The sequence below is a fragment of the Thalassotalea psychrophila genome (assembly GCF_031583595.1).
GTDB lineage: Bacteria > Pseudomonadota > Gammaproteobacteria > Enterobacterales > Alteromonadaceae > Thalassotalea_A > Thalassotalea_A psychrophila.
In genome coordinates, this window is sequence record NZ_CP134145.1 from 3,740,322 (window position 1) to 3,762,131 (window position 21,810).

Genomic DNA, 21,810 nt, shown 5'->3' on the forward strand with positions numbered 1-21,810 from the left:
TCTTCACACGCCTATGTCCTTTCTAGCTTCTAACTTCTACCTATCACTATCCCAACTGAATAATTTAGCACTTAGCAATAAACAAATGGCAGTCATCGATAATAAAACAGTAAGTTGATAGCTCACATCCTGTAATGTTGCCCCTTCAGTTATTACACTTCGCGCCGCACTCACCAAGTGAGTTAAGGGGAACACCTCAGCAATATTTTGCACGAATTGTGGCGCACCTTCTAATGAAAACCACACTCCTGAAAGTAACATCATTGGCCAAGTTGCCATATTTAATAAACCGCCAACCAGCTCTTCTGATTTACTGCGAGTAGATATTAATAAACCAAGGCTTATTAGGCTCATCGCACCAGCAACTGCAATAAGGAATAAATTTAAGTAACTGCCAAGCATAATAAAGTCGAAGAATAAATTACAGCCGCTATAAACCACCGACACCATAAACAAAACAATAAATAAGCGTGATAATAGCTGGGCGGAAATAAACTCTAACGCCGATAGTGGCGTCGCTTTTAAACGTTTTAACACCGAATTTTTACGATAACGTACAATCACATAACCAACGCCAAATAAGCAGCTAAACATCATATTCATACCAAAAATACCCGGTAAAACCCAATCAATATAGCGAATTGGTTCACCCGTAGTTACCATACGCGTTAAGCCGTCGGCATCATGAATAAATATTTTTTCAACCATGTAGCTTTTCGGAGATTGCTCATTAACCCAATAGTGGTTATGAGTTAAATCAATGATCATGTCAATACCATGCTGATCCAACTTAGGCATGGCTTTATCTAACTGTTTATATTGTACAAAGTCGATGTATTTTGTTTGCATGAAAGGATTGGGCTTTGCAACTTCTACTAAATTTTGCTCTATAACTCCAACTTTATATACCGCTCTACCATCACCTGAAAAGGCAAACGAGAAAATAACCAATAACAACACTGGAAAGAGAATATTCCATGCCAACGATGACTTATCTCTAAAGAATTCCAAATTACGAGCTTTAACGACGGCTGCAAACCTTGAAAACTTAAACATGTCCAGCACCTCCTAATGAATGTCCTGTAAGCTTTAAAAATAAATCGTCTAAATTCGCTGATTTAATATGTAATCCAGTTAATGGTACTGCTAGCTCAATTAATTCTTTAACTGTTTTTTCAACGTTACTGGTCTTAATTTCAACATGGTTTCCGTCAATATTCCATTGCTGTTTTTTGACCCTTTCTTGACTAACATTTTCAATAGGAAGATAAATAAATACTTGCTTAAAATGCCTAGTTAACAATTGTTTAGGAGAGCCTTGCTCGATGATTTTACCGTTATCCATGATCACTATATTGTCACAAAGCTGTTCTGCTTCATCCATATAATGAGTGGTTAAAATAACGGTTTTTCCTTGCGCTTTAATATTTTTAATCAATTGCCAAAAATGTCGTCTCGATTGAGGATCTAAGCCAGTTGTGGGTTCATCTAAAAATACAATTTCAGGATCATTAATTAATGCTAAAGCTAACAATAAACGTTGCCTTTGACCACCCGATAACAGCCGGTTATCACGATCAACAAACTCACTTAAGTCACAAAGTTCTATTAAGGTTTCATTTGATAAGGTTTTTTCATAAAATGAGGAAAATAAATTAAGTGTCTCAGTGACAGTTAAGAAGTCTTGTAAGGCAGTATTTTGAAATTGAATACCAATTAATTGGCTCACATCAGCATCAGCTTGAGTATTATATTTAACTTTACCCGAGGTTTTATTGATGATGCCTTCCATTATCTCAATGGTTGTCGTTTTACCCGCGCCATTTGGTCCTAATAAACCAAAACAATGGCCCTTGATAATATCAAAACTTACATCATCTACGGCTTTTACATCTTTATAGTGTTTGGTTAAATTCTCTACCGTAATGATCTTCATAACTTTACTCAATTAATTATTTTGGGGTTAATTGGTTTAACAGATGAGTGCAAAATTGTTGCAGCAATTTCAACACTGCTTTTTTACCCGTTAATTGAAATTCTTCACAAATTTCAGCGAAGCTTTGTTGCTGAATAACTTTACGTAGCGCGATAGCTAATCCCAAACGTTCGGCTTGTACTTCATCAGTATTAACGACTAGATAACCAATTAAACAACGTTTAATTGCCGGCGCACAGCATGAAAAAACTCTATTACCTTGGGCAAAGTCAGCAAGCGCTTGTAAATCTTGCTTAGAGGGTATGCTTAGATTATCAGCATGGGCGAATATTTCAGACATTAATTGTGTATCTAAATATTTGTATTCATCACTTTTATAATAATGTAAGTCTCGAAAAAACTGCAGTTTAAGTTGTTTACTTAATGGTTCAGCTTGTTCGGTAAGCGGCTTTATTACTAAAGCTGAATGCTCACCACTAGCCGCATCTTTGCTAAAACCAATGCGTGCTATATTAAATTGACATCTAAACCAATAAGATAACAATTGTTGATTAGCACCAAAACTTGATCCAATAAAATCAAAGCCTCGGTTTTTACTGTCACTTGCACAGTAATTTAGGAGTTTTGTACCTAATCCTTGGTCCTGTACCTCTGGATGAACTGCAATGCGAACAACACGCTGAAATCGATAATTAAACGCATCTTCAATACCACAATGCACTAATAATGATTGAGGAATAAAGTGGCCTTTTAGTCGCCTTAACGATTGCTTCACTTTATTGGCTAATTTGCTAGTGACTTCACCTTCAGCAAGCAATAAAGCCACGGCTAAAATTTGTTTATTTTGCTGCTGTATAATTACACTGATACTTGGATCATCAAGTAACATTTTTAAATCACTCGGTTTTGTCTGATAGTGAGCCGTCACTAACAAGGAAAACACTTGATTTAAAAGAACTTCGTTTTTTACTAAATCTTTACTGCTAAGCACCTGATATTGAATAGCTTCTCTGGCGTTATATTTCGCCTTTGGCAGCTCACTATTTAATAATAAGCTAGCAAAAGTAAACTGCTCTAGTGGGTCATTTATCGCCCAACGAATTGGTTCATTGATATGAAAATGTTGACCGCTTGGGCGTGATTCTTTTAGCATTTTTAAAAACTTGCCGCTAAAGCCTCTTCCTGCGCCTTCATAGCCGTGTATGGTCGACACAAATACTTGGCGGTGATAATTTTTAGATAATGATTTCAGTATTGGCAGTGGAATACCTGCCGCTTCATCTACAAGTAATAAATGACAAATTGGTTGCTGTTTTATTATCAAATCCAGCGGAAGAAATTGAACCTCAGAATTTTGGTAGCGAATAACTCTACCTGTTTTTATCGCTTCAGGTAAGCTGACTTGTAGCTGTTTAAAAAAGATATTAACCGCATCAGGATGTGGGGCGGTAATAATAATATTTTTATTACCTTGTTTTAATATTTCACTTGCAGCGATAGCCATGGCACTCGACTTTCCCCGTCCTCTATCAGCAGTAATAACTAGAGGTCTATCGCGATGACCGTTAACAACATTAATAATTTTATCTACGGCGCTCTCTTGCTCTTTAGTAATACATCCAAAATTAAGCTGCGATTTATTTGTATCAAGGCTCTCTGTTACTACAGGAGTATAGGCTTGTATTAAAGGAAGTTTTTTGTCTGATTGTTCGACGCGATAGATTTGCTCAAATTTATCACAAAATGTCATTAATCGTTGACTAAAAGGGCTATTTTTGAATTGTGATTTAGACAGCAATAACACGCATTGTCCACCAGCAATTAATGTCCCCGATAAAGCAGCGAAAGCATCAACATTAAAAGTATCATTAACAGCAAAAATAATATGTTTTTGTTCCGTTCCTAAATACTGACGATAGGTTTTATTATGCACATAAGTGATATCTGAAAACTTGCTAAATTTAGGTTCAAATGAAAAAAATAATGCATCAGGTAATGATTCGTTAATCATTGTATTAGTTTGTTGTTCTAGCCACTCGTTTTCACCTACAAAAATAAACAAACTTCGAGTTCTATTTGCTAATGTTGCCTGTTGAATTTGGGCGAATAACTGCTGATATTTGATTTGACTAACCATTTCATATTTATAAATATTTTTATCAGTTTAACAGGTAATAGGAAATTTTTTATATTCCTCAAGCTAATTTATTATATACATGGCAAAAATCATGAAAATTACCACAAAAAATTACAAAATTTGACTCAAATCAACAACATTTTTTGAAGAGCTACTATACTAATTAAAAAGTTAATGAAAAATTAGAATTATCATGAGTGAAGTAGTCAATTCAGAGCAACAAAAAAAAGATGAACGCAACACCTTTTTATTCCTTACCGTTTTCCTAGCCCCCATATTAGCAATTGCTATTGTTGGCGGTTTAGGTTTTGCCATTTGGATCAGCCAATTAATTTTAGGTCCTCCAGGAGTTTAAGTAAGTTTTATGACAATTAATGTCGATCAATCGCGTCGAAACTTTTTAAGAGGTAAAAAACCAACTATCGCTCCAGCCTTCAGGCTGCCTTGGATCACGAGTGAAAATGCATTTATAAACGATTGCACAAAGTGTAATGATTGTTTATCGGCCTGTGAAGAAAACATTATTGTTAAGGGTCCTGATGGCTACCCAAAAATTGATTTTGACCAAGGTGAGTGCACATTTTGTCAAGATTGCATCACTAGTTGTGAGCAAACATTTTTTAAAGAAGATAAAACAGGGCAAGCTTGGCCGAGTAAATTTAATATAAAAGACAACTGTTTAGCTAAAAATAATGTGTATTGTCAAAGCTGTAAAGACGCTTGTGAAAGCCGAGCTATATCATTTGCTTATATTGATAGTGCAATTCCACAACCGCAAGTTTCTCAAGATTTATGTACCGGGTGTGGTGCATGTATCAAACCCTGTCCAACAAACTCAACAGAATTACTCCTTTTCAAGGAACTAAACCAATGACCGAAACAACCGAATATCATGTAGCAAGTTTTATTGCTCAAGTTGATGTTACTAAAGAAGATGTAGTAAGAAAAAGCATCGAAGCAACACCTGGCGCAGAAATTCATGCCAGTAACGACACCGGAAAAATAGTATTCACTATAGAGGCTGATAATCAACGTATTATTGGCAACTATGCTGACCAAATCAAAGATCAATCGGGCATTTTTACTCTTGCTCCGGTTTACCACCAATATCTAGAAGAATAAGTAGGAATAACTGCTATGAAACTTAACCGCAGAGAATTTATAAAAGCGAATGCTGTTGCTGTAGCTGCAACTGCAGCGGGTGTTGCATTACCTGCATCAGCATCAAATATAATCACCAGTAGCGAAATGACGAAACTAAAATGGGATAAAGCCCCTTGTCGTTTCTGTGGTACAGGTTGTAGTGTTAATGTTGCCACAATGGACAACAAGGTTGTTGCTACCCATGGTGATATTAATTCACCAGTTAACAAAGGTCTTAATTGTATTAAAGGCTACTTTTTATCAAAAATCATGTACGGTAAAGACCGTTTAACTAAGCCATTACTTAGAATGAAAGATGGCAAGTATGACAAAAATGGTGACTTCACTCCAATCACTTGGGACGCCGCTTTTGACATAATGGCCGAAAAAGCTAAAAAAACTTTAAAAGAAAAAGGTCCTACTGCTGTTGGTATGTTTGGTTCAGGACAATGGACTGTGCAAGAAGGTTATGCTGCAGTTAAATTGATGAAAGCTGGCTTTAGAACAAACAATATTGATCCAAACGCTCGTCACTGTATGGCTTCTGCTGTGGGTGGTTTTATGCGTACATTTGGTATCGATGAGCCTATGGGCTGTTACGATGATTTTGAGCATGCCGATGCGTTTGTATTATGGGGCTCAAACATGGCAGAAATGCACCCTATTTTATGGACACGCATTACTGATCGTCGTTTAAGTGCACCACATGTAAAAGTTGCCGTATTATCTACATTTGAACATCGTAGTTTTGATCTTGCAGATAACGGTATGATCTTTACTCCACAAACCGATTTAGCAATTTTAAACTTTATTGCAAATTACATTATTAAAACTGACCGAGTTAATAAAGACTTCGTTAATAAGCATACCAATTTCCGTTTAGGTAACACAGATATAGGTTATGGCTTACGCCCAGAGCATCCGCTTGAGAAAAAAGCCAAAAACAACAGTGCTGCTGATGCAGGAGGTTCTAAGCCTATTGATTTTGATGAATATGCTAAATTTGTTAGTACTTATACTGCTGAATATGTATCAGAATTATCTACAGTTCCGGTAGATAAACTAAACGCTTTAGCTGAGTTATATGCAGATCCAAAAACTAAAGTAACGTCACTTTGGACTATGGGCTTTAACCAGCACACCCGCGGTGTTTGGGCGAACAACTTAGTTTATAACATTCACTTATTAACCGGTAAAATTTCAACTCCAGGCAACAGCCCATTTTCATTAACAGGTCAACCATCAGCGTGTGGTACAGCTCGTGAAGTTGGAACTTTCTCACATCGTTTACCTGCAGATATGGTAGTTGCCAATCCTAAGCATAGAGCGATAGCCGAGAAAATTTGGAAATTACCCGAAGGTACAATCCCACCAAAACCTGGTTACCATGCAGTTTTACAAACGCGTAAACTTAAAGATGGCGAATTAAATTTCTACTGGGTGCAATGTAATAACAACATGCAGGCTGGAGCCAACATTAACGAAGAAGGCATGCCTGGGTATCGTAACCCGAAAAACTTCATCGTTGTATCAGACCCATACCCAACAGTGACTGCTCAAGCTGCTGATTTAATTTTACCAACAGCAATGTGGGTAGAAAAAGAAGGGGTATATGGTAATGCTGAACGTCGTACGCAATCTTGGTACCAGCAAGTTACCGCACCAGAGGGAGCATTCTCTGATTTATGGCAATTGGTTGAGTTCTCTAAACGTTTCCAAATTGAAGATGTATGGCCGGAAGAGTTATTGGCTAAAATGCCTGAACATCGTGGTAAATCAATGTTCAGTGTTTTGTATGAAAATGGCAATGTAAATGAATTCCCATTATCAGAAATTCCAGATGATAGATTAAATCAAGAATCTCGCGATTTTGGTTTCTACATTCAAAAAGGTTTATTTGAAGAGTATGCAGAGTTTGGTCGTGGTCATGCTCATGATTTGGCCCCATATGACAGATACCATAAAGAACGTGGTTTACGTTGGCCGGTAGTTGACGGTAAAGAAACCAAATGGCGCTTCAAAGAAGGCTCTGATCCTTATGTTAAACCAGGATCAGATTACGACTTTTATGGTAAGCCAGACGGTAAAGCAGTAATTTTTGCCTTACCTTATGAACCTGCAGCTGAATTTCCTGATGCTGAATATGACTTATGGCTATCAACCGGTCGAGTACTAGAACATTGGCATTCAGGTTCAATGACTCAGCGAGTGCCAGAGCTTTATAAAGCGATGCCTGATGCAGTTGTTTATATGAACCCTGATGATGCGAAAAAACGTGGTTTACGTCGTGGCGATTTAGTTAAACTTATTTCTCGTCGTGGTGAAGTTGAAACTCGCGTTGAAACGAGAGGACGTAATAAACCACCAAGAGGTTTAGTATTTATGCCTTGGTTTGATGCTAGCCGTTTAGTAAATAAAGTCACATTAGATGCAACCGACCCGCTTTCAAAAGAAACGGATTTCAAAAAATGTGCCATTAAAATAGTTAAAGCTTAAGGAGAATACCAATGAAAAATTCAATTATGACTTTATTCTCTGTAAGTATTTTACTTTCAACAATTGCAGCATTTAGCCATGCTGCAGAGGTAGCAACGTTAAGAGATAACACAAGTATTGATACCCAAAAGCAACCAAAAGCTATGCCAAATGTAGAAAATACTGATATTAAGCATCAGCGTAACTACCCGATGCAGCCGCCGATCATTCCACATAAGGTGCGTAATTATCAAATCGATTTAAAAGTGAATAAGTGTATGTCTTGTCACTCTCGTAAACGTACTGATGAATCACAAGCACCTATGGTGAGTGTGACCCACTATATGGATAGAGACGGTAACTTTTTAGCGGAAGTGTCACCACGCAGATATTTTTGTAGTCAATGTCACGTGCCTCAACTAGATACCGAACCATTAGTTGAAAACACGTTTGTTGACATGGATACTCTGATGAAAGAAAAAGCACAAAAAGCCAAAGCTGAAAAAGAGTAGGTGCAGTTATGAAAAATTTAATCGTAAAAATTTGGAATACACTACGTAAGCCTAGTGTGCACTATAGTTTGGGTTTTTTAGTGATTGGCGGCTTCATTGCCGGAATTATCTTCTGGGGTGGTTTTAACACCGCATTAGAAATAACCAATACCGAAGAGTTTTGTATTTCATGTCATGAAATGGAAGATAACCCTTATGAAGAGTTAAAAACGACAATTCACTTCTCTAACCGTTCGGGTGTGCGTGCTACATGTCCAGATTGTCATGTACCACATAAATGGACTGATAAAATTGCTCGTAAAATGCAAGCATCTAAAGAGGTTTGGGGCAAATTATTCGGTACTATTAATACTCGCGAAAAATTTGAAGGTAAACGCCGACACTTAGCTGAAAACGAATGGACAAGGTTAAAAGCTAATGATTCATTAGAATGTCGAAACTGTCATAACTTTGACTACATGGACTTTACAGCACAAAGTACTCGTGCTGAAGAACAACATTCTACTTCGTTAGCCAGCGGTGAGAAAACCTGTATCGATTGTCATAAAGGTATTGCTCATGAGTTACCTGACATGGAAGGTGTTGAGGGTTGGTAAGCACTAGGAACTAGGAACTAGGAACTAGGAACTAGGAACAGCATTATTTGAAAGGGTTAACTTGATAAGTTAACCCTTTTATTTTTTAACCAGTTAATTCTACCTTATCAATATTATCTAATTGCTTTTCTTGATTGCTAATAAGCCAATCATAAGATTTTGATAATAAGCACAACTCAATTGCAGCAATAATTAACCAAACTAGGCTTATAACGAAATTAAGTACATAATAATCACCAATAACATTTTGAATTCCCGTCAGAGTCAAGTTGGTTATCGTCGGCAAGATACATAATAAAATGAATAAGCGAAAGCTTTGACCCGTTGAAATTCCCCATGACCAGCCAGAGGAACGATCTTCCCCAACGGCTGCATCAGGGAGTGAAATCGACAATCTCGCAAGAAAATATGAAACAGGTAAATATAATACAGTTACAAGCAATACATAGGTAAATGGACTGTCAGTAAAATAGTCTCCTTTGCTGAAAACCCCAAACATGATAAACGCAAACGGTATAGATAAAATACATGCAAACAACCCAAGTTTAATTAGCCTGACTAAAAAATTAGTGTCATTTGAATTCCACCTAAACAGTTTTGTTTGCTCTACTTCTTCATCACTAAGTAAAAAGATTCGATGACAATTCACGGCAGTAATCACACTTACCACCATCAGTACCAACCAATAGGTAAAAACAGCCAAGGTGTTGTGTTGATAAAATTCAACATCAACAAACATCAGCTGACTTATATTTAATAAAATATAAGGCCAGGTTAGTCTCAGTAAAGCTTTGATGCGATAAAACGGTAAGAGAATACTTGTTAAGAAGATATCTGTTATAGGTAGTTTTTTCTTTTCCATGAAGGCGAGCTTCCTTGTGTTGAATGATAATTCATTCAGTAAATTTTTATTATTAGAAATTTAGTTTACTGTTTATCATTTCAAACTCAAGGATTAAAAATTCATGTTAATAAAATAGTTAGCACCAGCTAGCTTCGTTACTTGGCCTTTTAAGTCGCTCTTCAACATTAGCTAACAATACGCGATAACCAACATTACCAAATAATGTCTGTCTGCCATTATCGATAATATAGGATGGGCTGCCCTTTAAAGATAACTGCTTTGCAGTTTGGTAATTATTCATTAAAGCAGCTAAAGCGCTGCCATCAGATATAGTGTTATGTATAATTTCAATATCTAAACCAGCTTGCTCCAATAAAGTGTTTAGCACGTTAATGTCAGATATGTCTAAGCCATCAATAAAGAATGCCTGCCTGAACTTTAACGCTATCTCTATACTTTTATTTCGATCATAAGCTAACTCAACAGCTTTAAGGTACTGATGTGATGTCGCTGATGTTGTTGGCTTTGAGTGCTGCCAAATTTCGGTATTTACCGGTGCATTCTCATAATCACTTGCCGCATTAATTACATGCTTAGCAAACCCTTCAAACCTGCCCTTTTCTTGCCACTGAGTATTAATTTTATTATGTACATCACCAAAAATATCCATGTAGTGATATCGAATTTCAATACGATCGCCAAGTTGATTATTTAATTCATCAACACGACGCTGAGCTATCCATGCCCAAACACACAAAATATCAGTGTAGTAGTCAATAATTAGGGGGGATTTCATCTTCAGAACACCTTTAATACTTCAATATTGAATGTTTATTTAAAATTTACCGTTTTTGTACTGGGGGTATATGTGCGCACCTCTGGCTCAGTCCATTCATCATTTTTCAAATAAGCAGTAGTTACTTTAATATTACCGTTAACTAATGTACTAGTAGATTTAACTTTGGTAATGCCATCGTCTGAGCCACTCACATCTTCATAGGCAATAAAGCTGGTTTCATTTACTACTTCAATTGTGCCTTTGGTATAAAAATCGGCGGTAGTGAAATAATAAAATACCAATGAATTAAGCTCTTTATCCCAAAACATCAGCATTTCACCGCCATACATACCATCATTAATAGAATGTAATGATCTTATCGCTTTGCCGTTTAAAGCTCTTTCCCAAACAGCTACATCCACTACGTGTGGATTACCATCCATCATTGCAAAAGTAGATTCCCAAGAGCCGATGAACTTGCTAAACATCCTTAAGGGTTCAGCCAAAGTTTTATCTTGCTCATCGGCAACCGAGAAGTTAGATATTAAAAGAAATAAGCAAACGAAAAGAGAGCTAAACTTTATTAAAGATAATTTCATTATTGTTTCCAAATATAACCCAACTATTAGTATTTATAGTTTGGCTAAAAAACAACAAAGTTGCAAAAAAGCTATTTATAACGATGCTAGGTTACTGAAACGCAAAAGCAAAAGGTTCAACAAAAACGCTATCCCCTTCAGCCACACTGCCTTGTTCTGAATCCAAAACAATAAAACAGTTAGCTTTACCTAAACTGGTTAAAATACCAGAGCCCTGAGTTCCTGTGGAGGTAACTTGAGCCACACCTTGCTCATCATAAGAAAAAATGGCTCGTTGAAAGTCCATACGTCCCGGTGACTTATTTAACTTAGTGGTACTAATGGCAGAAAATTTGGCTGCTGGTTTAAATGGCATTCCTTGCATTTTTTCTATGCCTGGAATAGCTAATTTATAAAAGGTAACTAATGCAGAAACAGGGTTACCTGGCAAACCAAAAAATACACTGTTAGGCAGCTTACCGAATGCAAAAGGCTTGCCTGGTTTCATCGCTATTTTCCAAAAGCCTACTTCACCAAGTTCGGTTAAAATATCTTTGGTATAATCTGCCTCACCAACAGAAACTCCACCACTAGAAATAACAACATCGGCCTCTTTATCCGCCTTTATAAATGCTTTACGAATCGCTTGTTTATCATCGCGAATAATACCTAAATCAATAACGTTAACATTTAAGCGTTGTAATAATGCGTTTAATGCATAGCGATTGCTTTCAAAAATATCTCCGTCACCTAAACGCTCTCCTGGTGTACGAAGTTCATCTCCAGTAGATAGCAAAGCAACAGTTACCGGAGTATAAACTTCAATAGTAGACACCCCTAAAGAAGCTAACAAGCCAATATCTATGGCGGCTAGTTTATGCCCTTGTTCAAACACTTTTTGGCCGTTACTAATATCTTCACCTTTACTGCGTACATTGCTGCAACGTTCGGTTGGCAACTTCGTAAAAGTTAGTTTTCCATCAACAACATTAGTATTTTCTTGCATAGCCACAGTATCGCAGCAATCTGGCATTTTAGCGCCAGTCATAATACGAATGCATTGACCAAATTCAGTGCGACCAGTAAACGGTTCACCTGCAAAAGAGCGACCTATGATATCTAATTTTGTATTTTCTATTTCATTGATTGATGCAAAAGAAAATGCATAACCATCCATTGCTGAATTATCATTTGGTGGCACAAAAATTGGGGAAATAATTGTGCTTGCCAACACTCTGTCTAAACAATCTTCAATTGCAATAAATTGCGTTTTGTTAGGGGCTTGCACGTTTGCAAGTAACTGCGCTAAGGCGTTTTCAAAAGGCATTAACCCTGGAGCAGAGCAACAATCAGACATAAACACATTCTTTTTTTATCGTAAAATTGTACTTATACTAATTCATAGCTTGCAAAATCGAAAATGATTTTTCACCAACAGGGGCACACAAAGTTACAAAAACTGATTCAAATCAAGTTTTGTTTACAAAGCAAGATGGTGATTAACAATGCGATTACAGAAAGCTACAAAAGATGATTTACATCAAAGTTTAAAAATAAGAATTAGAAGAAAATATGCTCATTAGATCATTATTAAACATTTAAAGCGTAAGCGCTTACCAGGGGAAATCATGAACAAATCAAGTGCATTAAAATTAAGTCTAGTTAGTTTAGGGTTAGCAACCGCATTTACAGCTTCAGCAAATATTGGCGATGATATTTCAAAAGCGGTAAAAGAATCTAAAGTTGATGTTTCATTGCGTTATCGAGTAGAAACTGTAGACCAAGATGGAATAGATGAAGATGCATTAGCGTCAACACTTAAAAGCCGTGTAACGGTAACTACTGGTAAAGTTTCTAATTTTAGCGCTAAAGTAGAAGTTGATGATGTAACAGCAATAGGTAATGACAGCTATAACTCAACTGTAAACGGTGAAGGCACTTATCCAACCGTAGCAGATCCTGAAGGAAGCGAAGTTAACCAAGCCTATTTGCAATACTCTGATGACATGTTTACCGCCACAGCTGGTCGCCAACGCATTGTACTAGATGATCAACGTTTTGTTGGTGGTGTAGCATGGCGTCAAAATGAACAAACTTACGATGGCTACCGTTTACAAGTAACCCCTACAGATAAATTAACTCTAGATGCTAGTTACGTATATAACGTAAACCGTATCTTTGGTGAAGACAGTGGAAAATCTGATTTACACGGCGATATTATTTTAGTTAACGCCAAGTATAAATTTAACAAGCAACATGCATTAACCGTTTTCAATTACAGCTTAGAGTTTGATGGTGCTGCAGCAGGAACTTCTAGCAACACCATGGGCGCAACTTACAATGGTAATTTTGATCTTGGTGGTACTGGCTTAGCGGTTAAAGCAGGCTTTGCCAATCAAGAAGATGCAGGTGATAACCCTGAAACATTTGAAGCAAGCTACATGGTTCTAGAAGCTATGGCAAAATTCAAAAGCTTTAGCGTTGGTGGTGGTGTTGAAGTACTAGGTAGTGATGATGGCAATGTAGCCTTTTCTACACCTTTAGCAACTCTACACATGTACCAAGGTTTTGCTGATAAATTTTTAGGCACACCTGATGACGGTATTGTTGATACTTACCTAAAAGCTGCAACTAAAGTTGGTCCTATTGGCTTATCAGCTGCGTACCACATTTATGAAGCAGATGAAGGCAATGCTGAATACGGTGATGAGATCAACATCGCAGCAACTTATAAAGTTAATAAGCAAATATCTACGTTAGTAAAAGCAGCAAGTTATTCTTCTGATGATTATGCAACTGACACAACAAAATTATGGTTCATGGTAACTGCTAATTTTTAATAAAAAGCTACCAAACAGCCATTAAACCAGTAAAAATTTCAGATAGTGGAATTGATTTTTGGAAGATTTACTCAAAAAGTGGTATTGTTAAGTTAGTTAATATCAATAAGTATATTGATATTTATCGCCGAGCTCTATGTTCTGCCCATGCCATGCATGAATGAACATTGAGCCGTGGCACGAATGCAATTAAGTATTTGCCACCAGGGTTAGCAAGGAAACTTTCTAGCCTCCCGACATTGGAAAGGTGAACATGTTACAAGACAACTTTGGCCGCAGGTTTTATTACCTGAGGCTATCTATAACTGACGTATGCAACTTTCGTTGCAACTATTGCTTACCTGATGGTTATGAATGCGATCACGATCGTGATTTTCTTTCGCTTGCAGAAATTAAACGCTTAGCGGCGGGATTTGCCAGTATGGGTACCGAAAAAATTCGTATCACCGGTGGTGAACCCGCACTGCGCAAAGACTTGCCTGACATTATCCAAGCCTGTAAACAAACTAATGGCATTAATACCGTCGCTATCACTTCTAATGGTTTTAAATTAGTAGAGCATTTACCTACTTGGATAGATTCAGGTCTTGATGCACTAAACATTAGTATTGATTCTTTCGACCCTCGCCAGTTTCAAGCAATTACCGGAAAAGACAAACTCGATGAAATTTTATCAGGTATTGATAATGGTTTGAGTTCTGGTTTTACCAATATAAAAATCAATACCGTATTGATGCGCGAATATAACGCCCATGATCTCAATAGTTTTTTTAATTATGTAAAAGATAAGCCAGTCAGCCTACGCTTTATCGAATTGATGCAAACTGGTGATAATAAAGACTTTTACCAACAGCAGCACGTAAGTGGTCAGCACATAAAAAATCAGTTGCTAGCAAATGGATGGCTGCCAACTATTCGTAATAAAGCTGCCGGACCAGCTGAGGTCTATGCTCATCCTGATTATCAAGGAACCATTGGCTTGATAATGCCTTACGCAAAAGACTTTTGTAATACCTGTAATCGTTTACGCGTTAGCTCTTTAGGTAAACTACATTTATGTTTGTTCGCCGATGAAGGGTTATCGTTAAAAGAACAACTACAGATTGATGATCCTTTACCGCTACAAAGACGAATCATGAGTTTACTCAATGATAAACAAGCCACTCACTTCTTAAAAGAAGGCTTCACCGGTGCAACTAAACATTTATCAATGTTAGGCGGGTAAAAGGAATTATGATGGATTGTTTAGGAATTATCTTAGCCGGTGGCCAATCAAGTAGAATGGGTGAGAACAAAGCGTTTTTAACTTTGAAAAATGACACCATGTTAAGCCATTGCCAATCACTTTTGCAGCAATGTCATTTAGACAAAATTGAAATTTCAGGTAGCAACAGTGGCGGCATTGCCGACTTAGTTGTACAAGGCGGTCCATTAGCCGGCATTCATTCTTTAATTAAAAAATACCAACCACGATCAGTACTTGTTTTACCTATTGATATGCCATTCATTACCGCTCAGCATTTACAAGAGCTGAAACTTAAAGGCACATTAGCTAATAAGGCTTGTCACTACACAAAATGTTCATTACCCGCTTATATTCCAGTAAATGCTCTGCTGAGCCAGTTTTTAGACGATGAATTTAGTAGCCCTCGCTTCTTAGCAAGTGGTAAAGGACCATCATTTAAACAGGTATTTAAATTAGCAAGCTCTCTGAGTGTTGATCAATTTGATCGACAAGTGTTGGTTAATACCAATACCCCAGATGAATGGCAACAAGCTAAAAAACTTATTAACAAAAACATTAAAAGAAAATTAACAAGCAGGATCTAATCATGTCAAACCACGGTGGAGCAGCATTTGTTCCGTTAAACATTGCAGTATTAACTGTTTCTGATACCCGCACTGAAGAAAACGATACTTCCGGACAGGCGTTAGTTGAACGCTTAATTAAATCAGGTCATAACTTAGCTGATAAAGCGATAGTAATTGATGATGTTTACCAACTGCGGGCAATTATGTCGAAGTGGATTGCTGATGAGCGTATTCATGCTGTTTTATCTACAGGCGGAACGGGCTTTACTGCTAGAGATAATACACCAGAAGCTATCATGCCACTTTTTGATAAGCAGGTTGAAGGTTTTGGCGAAGTATTTCGCAGCGTATCTTATGATGAAATTGGCACCTCGACTATCCAATCTCGTGCCTTTGCTGGTATGGCGAATCGAACAGTAATTTGTTGTGTACCGGGTTCGACCAATGCTTGTAAAACAGCATGGGACAAAGTGATCAAAGAGCAGCTTGATGCTAGCCACAAACCTTGTAATTTTGTGCCACATTTGAACTTGGCTGAAACTTGCGAAAGCAGAGACTAGATAATGAATAACTTAACCCATTTAAATGCCCAAGGCGAAGCTAACATGGTAGATGTTAGTGCAAAACCAGCCTCAGTTAGAGTGGCAACTGCGCAAGGTTTTGTTACTATGAGTGCGAAAACATTAGAGTTAATATCTACCGGTAAACATGCAAAAGGCGATGTATTTGCTGTTGCCCGAATCGCCGGTATTCAGGCAGCTAAAAAATGTAGTGATCTAATCCCATTATGTCACCCACTAATGTTGTCGAAAGTACAAGTAGACTTTGAAGTTTTAGCGACCAGTAACCAAGTTAAAATTACAAGTATGTGTAAACTTAGCGGTCAAACAGGCGTAGAAATGGAAGCATTAACCGCTGTTAGTGTTGCGGCTTTAACCTTATTTGATATGTGTAAAGCGGTTGATCCATCAATGGTGATTTCTGATATAAAAGTATTAGAAAAACAAGGTGGTAAAACTGGACACTGGACTGCTTAGGAAAAAATTTATGAACGTTAATATTATTTTTTTTGCATCAATTCGCGAGCAACTTAATTGTGGTGAATTAACATTAAACCTACCAGATACAGATAGTTGTATTAGTGATATCAAAGCCTTACTCATGGCTAAAGGTGAGCAATGGCATGCAGTGTTTAGTTCATCAACATTACTTTCGGCATTAAATCAACACATGGTTTTAGATGATGCCGTGCTTAGCAATAACGATACCGTTGCATTTTTCCCTCCGGTAACAGGCGGTTAAAATGACGATTAATAGCATCAAAGTACAGCAACAAGACTTTGATTTTGCTGCTGAAGTTGATATCTTAGAAGCGAATAATATTACTGATGGTGCGGTTGTGACATTTGTAGGTAGAGTTAGAAATCAAAATGATGGCTGTCAGGTTGAACATTTATTTTTAGAGCACTACCCAGGCATGACCGAAAACTGTTTGGAAGATATATCAAAGCAAGCAAGAGAGCGATGGCAACTTGGTAATATCAGTATTATTCATCGTTACGGGCAACTTGCTCTTGGTGAAAAAATTGTCTTTGTTGGAGTAACGAGTAAACATCGACAAGACGCATTTATGGCTGCTGAATTTATTATGGATTATTTAAAAGTAAGCGCACCATTTTGGAAAAAAGAGCTAACCGAACAAGGAGAACGTTGGGTAGAAGCAAAAACTAATGATAAAAAAGAGGCTGATAAGTGGTAACAGCGCGGGTTCTCCTTTCTTGCTTGATATTAAGTTGTGCAACATACTCAGCTCATGCTGAAAAGCTCAGGATTGCAGTTTCTGCCAACTTTGCTCTTCCTGTTGAAGTGTTAGTTAAAGAATTCAAAAAAACACACCCTTTTACCGAACAAATTTCTGTTGCTTCTACCGGAGTGTTGTACCAGCAAATTCGTCATGGCGCGCCGTTTGATATATTTTTAGCTGCTGACCTTCGCCGGCCGCAACTATTAGAAGAACAAGGTCTCATTTTTGATAAATACCGAAAGACTTATGCTATCGGCCAGTTAGCATTATGGTCAGCAACAAGTGAACAAAATATAAGCTTAGATAATTTAAAAAACTACGATGGTCGAATTGCAGCTGCGGGACCGCATATTGCGCCTTATGGATTAGCGGCAAAAGAAACATTAATGTCTCTGAATTTATGGACCAAATATCATCAGAAATTAATTGTTGGCAACAACATCAACCAAACCTACCAGCAAATACATAGCGGTGCTGTAACCTACGGTTTTATTTCTTACAGCCAATTATTAAACTCTAAGATTGGTCATGGTGTACTCGTTGACGACTCTTTACATCATGCGTTAGAGCAGCAAATGGTTGTTTTAAAACATGCAGAAAATGTTAACTTAGCAACGCAGTTTTTCGAGTTTTTATTATCTAATACAGCGCAAAAAATTATTAGTCAAACTGGTTACTTACCAGCGATTACCATACCAGAACAAGATGAATCAGAATCAACGCCAAAAAATGGCAAGGACAACACTACCGAAATAGCAGTAGCGAGCATTTAGCATGGAAAACATTAATGAATGGCTAGCACTTGCTACCACTTTAAAGCTTGCGACACTGACAACTATAATACTATTGATAATTGGCACACCTTTGGCTTGGTATTTAAGTAAGCTTACCACTCGCTTTAAAGTTTTTATCGAAGCAATCGTTGCTTTGCCACTTGTATTGCCCCCAACAGTGCTTGGGTTTTACTTATTAATATTATTTTCACCTACCAGTGGCCCCGGAAAGTTCATTCATGATCTTACAGGAGCATCTCTTGCGTTTAGCTTTACTGGCATATTGATTGGCTCAGTAATTTATTCCCTTCCCTTTGTAGTACAACCATTACAAAAAGCATTTGAGCAGCTTGGAGACAGCCTAGATGAAGCGGGTGCCATGCTGAGTGCGGGCCCTTTTGATCGTTTTTTCAATATTACCTTTCCGATGACAAAGGCAAGTTTTATTACAGCCGCCAGCTTAGGTTTTGCTCATACTGTTGGTGAATTTGGTGTGGTATTAATGATTGGTGGAAATATCCCTGGTGAAACCCGTGTATTGTCAATCGCACTATTCGATCAAGTTGAAGCGATGAACTACAGCACAGCACATTGGTTAGCGGGAAGCCTTTTAATAGGCTCTATATTGATGCTGGCGCTAATATACCTGCTTAATTTCAAATCTGAAAAATCAATTAAAATAAGGAGCATGTAATGAGCATTGCCCTTAATATCCATTTGGAATATGATAATTTCAGTTTAATAAGCGAAGAGGAAATACCACTCAAAGGTATTACCGGTATTTTAGGACATTCTGGCTCAGGAAAAACCAGTTTATTACGTGTTATTGCCGGATTAAACTCGAATGCAATAGGTACTGTAGAATATGGCGATATTATTCTACAAAACACCGATAGAAACACATTCATTAAAAGCGAACTACGTAATATTGGTTTTGTTTTTCAAGATGCACGATTATTCCCTCATTTGGATGTATTAGGCAACTTGGATTTTGCCGTCAAACGTTGTCAGTCTAGTAGCATGACAATCGATGAAGTGATCTGCTTAACCCAAATAGAACATTTGAAAAAACGACATGTAGGGCAACTTTCTGCCGGTGAAAAGCAGCGCGTTGCTCTCGCTCGAGCAATTTTAGCAGAGCCAAAATTATTATTATTAGATGAGCCGTTAAGTGCATTAGATAATAAAGCTCGAGGCGAAATGGTTGAACTGTTACGTAATATCCATCAACGTTTAGACTTGCCAATGATTTACGTAAGTCACTCAGTCATTGAGATACAACAACTAGCAGATAATGTTCTGGTGATGGAAAATGGCAAAGTGATTCAACGAGGGCATGTACATCAGGTAATTAACCAATTGCATGAAAGCGTAACACACGGTCAAACAATCCAAACATCTCTAAGCTTAAAGATACAGCAACACTTACCCAATTTTGGCTTAACTCAACTCGATTTTATTGATGCACAGCCAGGTAACTCTCGTTTATACACCAATGTTGTTGATAAAAAAATTAATAGCCATTTACGTTGCTATATTCTTGCTACGGATATAAGTATTACTTTACAACAACCGCAAGACACATCGGTGATAAATAATTTACAAGGTGTGATCAATAATATTCAGCGACTGAGTCGTAATTCAGCCCAAATAACGGTTAATGCCTGTGCGCAAGATTTTTTGGTTAAGTTAACTCGCTACTCTGTAGAAAAACTAAAACTAGAAATAGGCCAAACTGTTTATATTCAGTTTAAAGCCAATGCTATTCGCAGCTACTGATAAATCGGACAACAATCATGTTATCTAATCAAGAACAACTAAGATATTCACGTCAACTTTTGCTAAATGGGTTCAATGAGAAACAGCAGTTAGCTTTGAAGAATTCGAATGTTTTAATAATTGGTGCTGGTGGTTTAGGTAATCCTGCGGCTTTATATTTAGCGGGTGCAGGAGTTGGTAAAATAATTATTGCCGATGGGGACACCATCGACGTAAGCAACTTGCAACGCCAAGTAATTTACCAGCAAAAAAATGTTGGCAAAAATAAAGCAGAAGTTATTTGTGAGCATTTAAAAGGATTAAACCAAGAAATTGATGTAGAAGCTATTGATGAGATGATTGATGGAGAAAGCCTAGATTATTACTTACCTGAAGTCGACTTAGTTCTAGATTGTAGCGATAACCTGAGTACTCGTTATTTAATTAATGCAAAATGCATTGAGCATAAAACACCTTTGTTAAGCGCTGCAGCAATCCGTTTTGAAGGCCAGTTAATGTTTATTAACCCAAACGAACTCGACTTTTGTTGTTATGAATGCTTTTATCCAAAAAGCAAAGGCGAGCCAAGTATAAATTGTTCTACCGCTGGCGTATTAGGCCCTATTCTAGGTGTTATTGGTAGCATGCAATCTTTGCAGGCTATTAAATATTTGATCGGTAAAAATGTTAATAGCAATCAAGTCATGCTTTTTGATGGTCTAGCTATGCAATGGCAAACGTTTAAAATATCAAAAAGCCTGCAATGTGGCTGCAAGCATTAACATTAATACCAGTTTCATTAAGTTCGTGATCTTGCTGTGCGAAGTAAAAATGAATATATATTCACAAATAACGATAAACGCGCATTATTTATATAGATAATGCGCGTCTAGTTTTCTGATAAATGTGAATTGATTAATTTTAATTAGTTATTTAAACAGTCCGGTACTTCTGTCGGTCATGGCCTCTCGCCAACCACCGAGCCATTCAGACTTTGCATCAACATTTTGATAGGGACAATTTTCTTTATTTTTACCGCTTAAACCGGCTTGATAGCCATTAGTGTGTGCTCTTCCTAAACGATCGCGTTTTTGTCTTTTCATAGATAGTGACTCCTCTAGATTATTATAATGGTCAGTACGAAACTGAACCTTGAGGTGGTCGAGAAACTTCATGTCGACATCTAATTTAAGATCAATTTTAGCTTGCTTGCAACTGCTTTTTTGTAATTCAAACAGTGGAGACTTCTGTCAAAGCAACAATAACTATTTATGCAAATAGATTAAAAAATCTGTTTTATTTTTTGATTATTTTTTAAACGATTGTTCAATTAAATTAAATTGTAATAAAAACATCATCTTAATTTTTACAGACAAAATACTGAGTTCGCGCCATTAAAAATAGTGTTTATTTTTTAATCAAAAAATAAAATTAAGAACATATAAATCAATCGAAAAAAAGATTGGTGTAATGTTAAAGATAAAAACAGCTTAAGTTTTTTATTCATCTATTAATAAAGGCATCAGCATCGACTCTAAGCCATTAAGTTTTACTTCATAGATTAATGCCAATTGTTCACCCAATTTTCCTTGTGGAAACCCTTTACCATGAAACCATACTAAATAAGGTTCAGGTAATAATAATAATTTTCTTCCTGCGTATTTACCAAAAGGCATAATTTGATTAATAGCAGAGAGTAAAGCTTTGTGATCCATAAGATAATTAGGGCCAGATCTAAATTGATTTTGTCAGCCATAAATATTAGCTTGAATGGTTTATGAAAGGAACCTAATCTTAAAAGTAATATATTTGGATCTAATTATT

At 37.0% G+C, this 21,810-nt stretch carries 26 protein-coding genes and 1 riboswitch; of the genes, 17 read left to right on the plus strand and 9 right to left on the minus strand.

Features of this window, described 5'->3' with window-relative positions; translation table 11 throughout:
* Positions 1 to 36: 36 nt before the first annotated feature.
* From RGQ13_RS15445 to RGQ13_RS15455, 3 genes are read right to left on the minus strand one after another with little or no spacing between them, the layout of a single operon-like run.
* Positions 37 to 1,056, minus strand: coding sequence for an ABC transporter permease (locus RGQ13_RS15445; RefSeq protein ID WP_348390638.1), 1,020 nt, complete (start codon positions 1,054 to 1,056; stop codon positions 37 to 39).
* Positions 1,049 to 1,936 (minus strand): ABC transporter ATP-binding protein, encoded by an 888-nt coding sequence (locus RGQ13_RS15450; protein ID WP_348390639.1) that lies wholly within the window; start codon positions 1,934 to 1,936, stop codon positions 1,049 to 1,051. Before RGQ13_RS15450 ends, RGQ13_RS15445 begins: the two co-directional genes overlap by 8 nt.
* A 16-nt stretch (positions 1,937 to 1,952) precedes the next feature.
* Positions 1,953 to 4,073 carry a tRNA(Met) cytidine acetyltransferase TmcA gene (locus RGQ13_RS15455; RefSeq protein ID WP_348390640.1) on the minus strand — a complete coding sequence of 707 codons (2,121 nt, stop codon included), beginning with the start codon at positions 4,071 to 4,073 and terminating at the stop codon, positions 1,953 to 1,955.
* Between the two features lie 193 nt (positions 4,074 to 4,266).
* On the opposite strand from RGQ13_RS15455, the gene napE reads away from it, so the two are divergent.
* The 6 genes from napE to RGQ13_RS15485 are packed head-to-tail and all read left to right on the plus strand — an operon-like array spanning position 4,267 to position 8,799.
* Positions 4,267 to 4,428: a periplasmic nitrate reductase, NapE protein gene (gene napE / locus RGQ13_RS15460; protein ID WP_348390641.1), complete on the plus strand. Its 162-nt coding sequence runs from the start codon at positions 4,267 to 4,269 to the stop codon at positions 4,426 to 4,428.
* A gap of 9 nt (positions 4,429 to 4,437) precedes the next feature.
* Positions 4,438 to 4,947 carry a ferredoxin-type protein NapF gene (gene napF, locus RGQ13_RS15465; protein WP_348390642.1) on the plus strand — a complete coding sequence of 170 codons (510 nt, stop codon included), beginning with the start codon at positions 4,438 to 4,440 and terminating at the stop codon, positions 4,945 to 4,947.
* The gene (locus tag RGQ13_RS15470) at positions 4,944 to 5,195 is read left to right on the plus strand and encodes a chaperone NapD (RefSeq protein WP_348390643.1); all 252 of its coding nucleotides are present in this window, start codon (positions 4,944 to 4,946) and stop codon (positions 5,193 to 5,195) included. Before napF ends, RGQ13_RS15470 begins: the two co-directional genes overlap by 4 nt.
* A 15-nt stretch (positions 5,196 to 5,210) precedes the next feature.
* Positions 5,211 to 7,712 carry a nitrate reductase catalytic subunit NapA gene (napA, locus tag RGQ13_RS15475; RefSeq protein ID WP_348390644.1) on the plus strand — a complete coding sequence of 834 codons (2,502 nt, stop codon included), beginning with the start codon at positions 5,211 to 5,213 and terminating at the stop codon, positions 7,710 to 7,712.
* Between the two features lie 11 nt (positions 7,713 to 7,723).
* The gene (locus tag RGQ13_RS15480; protein ID WP_348390645.1) at positions 7,724 to 8,203 is read left to right on the plus strand and encodes a nitrate reductase cytochrome c-type subunit; all 480 of its coding nucleotides are present in this window, start codon (positions 7,724 to 7,726) and stop codon (positions 8,201 to 8,203) included.
* An 8-nt stretch (positions 8,204 to 8,211) separates the two neighbouring features.
* Positions 8,212 to 8,799 carry a cytochrome c3 family protein gene (locus RGQ13_RS15485; protein WP_348390646.1) on the plus strand — a complete coding sequence of 196 codons (588 nt, stop codon included), beginning with the start codon at positions 8,212 to 8,214 and terminating at the stop codon, positions 8,797 to 8,799.
* An 85-nt stretch (positions 8,800 to 8,884) separates the two neighbouring features.
* Here the strand turns inward: RGQ13_RS15485 and RGQ13_RS15490 are convergent, their stop codons facing one another.
* The 4 genes from RGQ13_RS15490 to moeA form a co-directional block, all read right to left on the minus strand.
* Positions 8,885 to 9,661 carry a hypothetical protein gene (locus RGQ13_RS15490; protein WP_348390647.1) on the minus strand — a complete coding sequence of 259 codons (777 nt, stop codon included), beginning with the start codon at positions 9,659 to 9,661 and terminating at the stop codon, positions 8,885 to 8,887.
* Between the two features lie 118 nt (positions 9,662 to 9,779).
* A complete protein-coding gene (locus RGQ13_RS15495; protein WP_348390648.1) occupies positions 9,780 to 10,439 on the minus strand; it encodes a DsbA family oxidoreductase in 660 nt (219 codons plus the stop codon).
* Between the two features lie 35 nt (positions 10,440 to 10,474).
* Positions 10,475 to 11,020, minus strand: coding sequence for a hypothetical protein (locus tag RGQ13_RS15500; protein ID WP_348390649.1), 546 nt, complete (start codon positions 11,018 to 11,020; stop codon positions 10,475 to 10,477).
* Between the two features lie 91 nt (positions 11,021 to 11,111).
* Complete coding sequence (moeA, locus tag RGQ13_RS15505; RefSeq protein ID WP_348390650.1) at positions 11,112 to 12,356, minus strand: molybdopterin molybdotransferase MoeA; 1,245 nt, start codon at positions 12,354 to 12,356, stop codon at positions 11,112 to 11,114.
* 271 nt (positions 12,357 to 12,627) lie between these two features.
* On the opposite strand from moeA, the gene RGQ13_RS15510 reads away from it, so the two are divergent.
* From RGQ13_RS15510 to RGQ13_RS15560, 11 genes are all read left to right on the plus strand, one after another.
* Positions 12,628 to 13,839 (plus strand): porin, encoded by a 1,212-nt coding sequence (locus RGQ13_RS15510; RefSeq protein WP_348390651.1) that lies wholly within the window; start codon positions 12,628 to 12,630, stop codon positions 13,837 to 13,839.
* A gap of 113 nt (positions 13,840 to 13,952) precedes the next feature.
* A riboswitch (molybdenum cofactor riboswitch) is annotated at positions 13,953 to 14,104 on the plus strand.
* A complete protein-coding gene (gene moaA / locus RGQ13_RS15515) occupies positions 14,093 to 15,064 on the plus strand; it encodes a GTP 3',8-cyclase MoaA (protein ID WP_348390652.1) in 972 nt (323 codons plus the stop codon). It overlaps the preceding riboswitch by 12 nt.
* A gap of 8 nt (positions 15,065 to 15,072) precedes the next feature.
* Positions 15,073 to 15,669, plus strand: a complete 597-nt coding sequence (locus RGQ13_RS15520; RefSeq protein WP_348390653.1) for a molybdenum cofactor guanylyltransferase — start codon at positions 15,073 to 15,075, stop codon at positions 15,667 to 15,669.
* 2 nt (positions 15,670 to 15,671) lie between these two features.
* Entirely contained in the window at positions 15,672 to 16,211 is a 540-nt protein-coding gene (moaB, locus tag RGQ13_RS15525; protein WP_348390654.1) for a molybdenum cofactor biosynthesis protein B, read from the plus strand.
* Positions 16,212 to 16,214: 3 nt separating this feature from the next.
* On the plus strand, positions 16,215 to 16,688 hold the full coding sequence (gene moaC / locus RGQ13_RS15530; RefSeq protein WP_348390655.1) for a cyclic pyranopterin monophosphate synthase MoaC: 474 nt from the start codon (positions 16,215 to 16,217) through the stop codon (positions 16,686 to 16,688).
* A gap of 10 nt (positions 16,689 to 16,698) precedes the next feature.
* Positions 16,699 to 16,953: a MoaD/ThiS family protein gene (locus RGQ13_RS15535; RefSeq protein ID WP_348390656.1), complete on the plus strand. Its 255-nt coding sequence runs from the start codon at positions 16,699 to 16,701 to the stop codon at positions 16,951 to 16,953.
* Position 16,954: 1 nt separating this feature from the next.
* Positions 16,955 to 17,410 (plus strand): molybdopterin synthase catalytic subunit MoaE, encoded by a 456-nt coding sequence (gene moaE / locus RGQ13_RS15540; protein WP_348390657.1) that lies wholly within the window; start codon positions 16,955 to 16,957, stop codon positions 17,408 to 17,410.
* A 23-nt stretch (positions 17,411 to 17,433) separates the two neighbouring features.
* The gene (gene modA, locus RGQ13_RS15545; protein ID WP_348390658.1) at positions 17,434 to 18,228 is read left to right on the plus strand and encodes a molybdate ABC transporter substrate-binding protein; all 795 of its coding nucleotides are present in this window, start codon (positions 17,434 to 17,436) and stop codon (positions 18,226 to 18,228) included.
* Between the two features lies 1 nt (position 18,229).
* Complete coding sequence (modB, locus tag RGQ13_RS15550) at positions 18,230 to 18,922, plus strand: molybdate ABC transporter permease subunit (protein ID WP_348390659.1); 693 nt, start codon at positions 18,230 to 18,232, stop codon at positions 18,920 to 18,922.
* Complete coding sequence (gene modC / locus RGQ13_RS15555; RefSeq protein ID WP_348390660.1) at positions 18,922 to 20,007, plus strand: molybdenum ABC transporter ATP-binding protein; 1,086 nt, start codon at positions 18,922 to 18,924, stop codon at positions 20,005 to 20,007. The genes modB and modC overlap by 1 nt, the downstream gene beginning before the upstream one ends.
* Positions 20,008 to 20,024: 17 nt before the next feature.
* Entirely contained in the window at positions 20,025 to 20,768 is a 744-nt protein-coding gene (locus RGQ13_RS15560) for a HesA/MoeB/ThiF family protein (protein WP_348390661.1), read from the plus strand.
* A gap of 147 nt (positions 20,769 to 20,915) precedes the next feature.
* Here RGQ13_RS15560 and rmf read toward each other — a convergent pair whose 3' ends face one another.
* Together rmf and RGQ13_RS15570 are read right to left on the minus strand one after the other, a co-directional pair.
* Complete coding sequence (gene rmf / locus RGQ13_RS15565; protein ID WP_348390662.1) at positions 20,916 to 21,089, minus strand: ribosome modulation factor; 174 nt, start codon at positions 21,087 to 21,089, stop codon at positions 20,916 to 20,918.
* 396 nt (positions 21,090 to 21,485) lie between these two features.
* Positions 21,486 to 21,701, minus strand: coding sequence for a DUF3820 family protein (locus RGQ13_RS15570; RefSeq protein WP_348390663.1), 216 nt, complete (start codon positions 21,699 to 21,701; stop codon positions 21,486 to 21,488).
* Between the last annotated feature and the right edge of the window lie 109 nt (positions 21,702 to 21,810).

Coding starts and splice junctions, on each gene's coding strand:
- moaC (WP_348390655.1), top strand. CDS start 16,215: ATGAATAACTTAACCCATTTAAATGCCCAAGGCGAAGCTAACATGGTA.
- RGQ13_RS15570 (WP_348390663.1), bottom strand. CDS start 21,701: ATGGATCACAAAGCTTTACTCTCTGCTATTAATCAAATTATGCCTTTT.
- modB (WP_348390659.1), top strand. CDS start 18,230: ATGGAAAACATTAATGAATGGCTAGCACTTGCTACCACTTTAAAGCTT.
- RGQ13_RS15495 (WP_348390648.1), bottom strand. CDS start 10,439: ATGAAATCCCCCCTAATTATTGACTACTACACTGATATTTTGTGTGTT.
- rmf (WP_348390662.1), bottom strand. CDS start 21,089: ATGAAAAGACAAAAACGCGATCGTTTAGGAAGAGCACACACTAATGGC.
- RGQ13_RS15560 (WP_348390661.1), top strand. CDS start 20,025: ATGTTATCTAATCAAGAACAACTAAGATATTCACGTCAACTTTTGCTA.
- moaB (WP_348390654.1), top strand. CDS start 15,672: ATGTCAAACCACGGTGGAGCAGCATTTGTTCCGTTAAACATTGCAGTA.
- RGQ13_RS15510 (WP_348390651.1), top strand. CDS start 12,628: ATGAACAAATCAAGTGCATTAAAATTAAGTCTAGTTAGTTTAGGGTTA.
- napE (WP_348390641.1), top strand. CDS start 4,267: ATGAGTGAAGTAGTCAATTCAGAGCAACAAAAAAAAGATGAACGCAAC.
- moaE (WP_348390657.1), top strand. CDS start 16,955: ATGACGATTAATAGCATCAAAGTACAGCAACAAGACTTTGATTTTGCT.
- RGQ13_RS15485 (WP_348390646.1), top strand. CDS start 8,212: ATGAAAAATTTAATCGTAAAAATTTGGAATACACTACGTAAGCCTAGT.
- RGQ13_RS15500 (WP_348390649.1), bottom strand. CDS start 11,020: ATGAAATTATCTTTAATAAAGTTTAGCTCTCTTTTCGTTTGCTTATTT.
- RGQ13_RS15470 (WP_348390643.1), top strand. CDS start 4,944: ATGACCGAAACAACCGAATATCATGTAGCAAGTTTTATTGCTCAAGTT.
- RGQ13_RS15535 (WP_348390656.1), top strand. CDS start 16,699: ATGAACGTTAATATTATTTTTTTTGCATCAATTCGCGAGCAACTTAAT.
- moaA (WP_348390652.1), top strand. CDS start 14,093: ATGTTACAAGACAACTTTGGCCGCAGGTTTTATTACCTGAGGCTATCT.
- modC (WP_348390660.1), top strand. CDS start 18,922: ATGAGCATTGCCCTTAATATCCATTTGGAATATGATAATTTCAGTTTA.
- RGQ13_RS15455 (WP_348390640.1), bottom strand. CDS start 4,073: ATGGTTAGTCAAATCAAATATCAGCAGTTATTCGCCCAAATTCAACAG.
- RGQ13_RS15480 (WP_348390645.1), top strand. CDS start 7,724: ATGAAAAATTCAATTATGACTTTATTCTCTGTAAGTATTTTACTTTCA.
- napA (WP_348390644.1), top strand. CDS start 5,211: ATGAAACTTAACCGCAGAGAATTTATAAAAGCGAATGCTGTTGCTGTA.
- RGQ13_RS15450 (WP_348390639.1), bottom strand. CDS start 1,936: ATGAAGATCATTACGGTAGAGAATTTAACCAAACACTATAAAGATGTA.
- moeA (WP_348390650.1), bottom strand. CDS start 12,356: ATGTCTGATTGTTGCTCTGCTCCAGGGTTAATGCCTTTTGAAAACGCC.
- RGQ13_RS15520 (WP_348390653.1), top strand. CDS start 15,073: ATGATGGATTGTTTAGGAATTATCTTAGCCGGTGGCCAATCAAGTAGA.
- napF (WP_348390642.1), top strand. CDS start 4,438: ATGACAATTAATGTCGATCAATCGCGTCGAAACTTTTTAAGAGGTAAA.
- RGQ13_RS15490 (WP_348390647.1), bottom strand. CDS start 9,661: ATGGAAAAGAAAAAACTACCTATAACAGATATCTTCTTAACAAGTATT.
- RGQ13_RS15445 (WP_348390638.1), bottom strand. CDS start 1,056: ATGTTTAAGTTTTCAAGGTTTGCAGCCGTCGTTAAAGCTCGTAATTTG.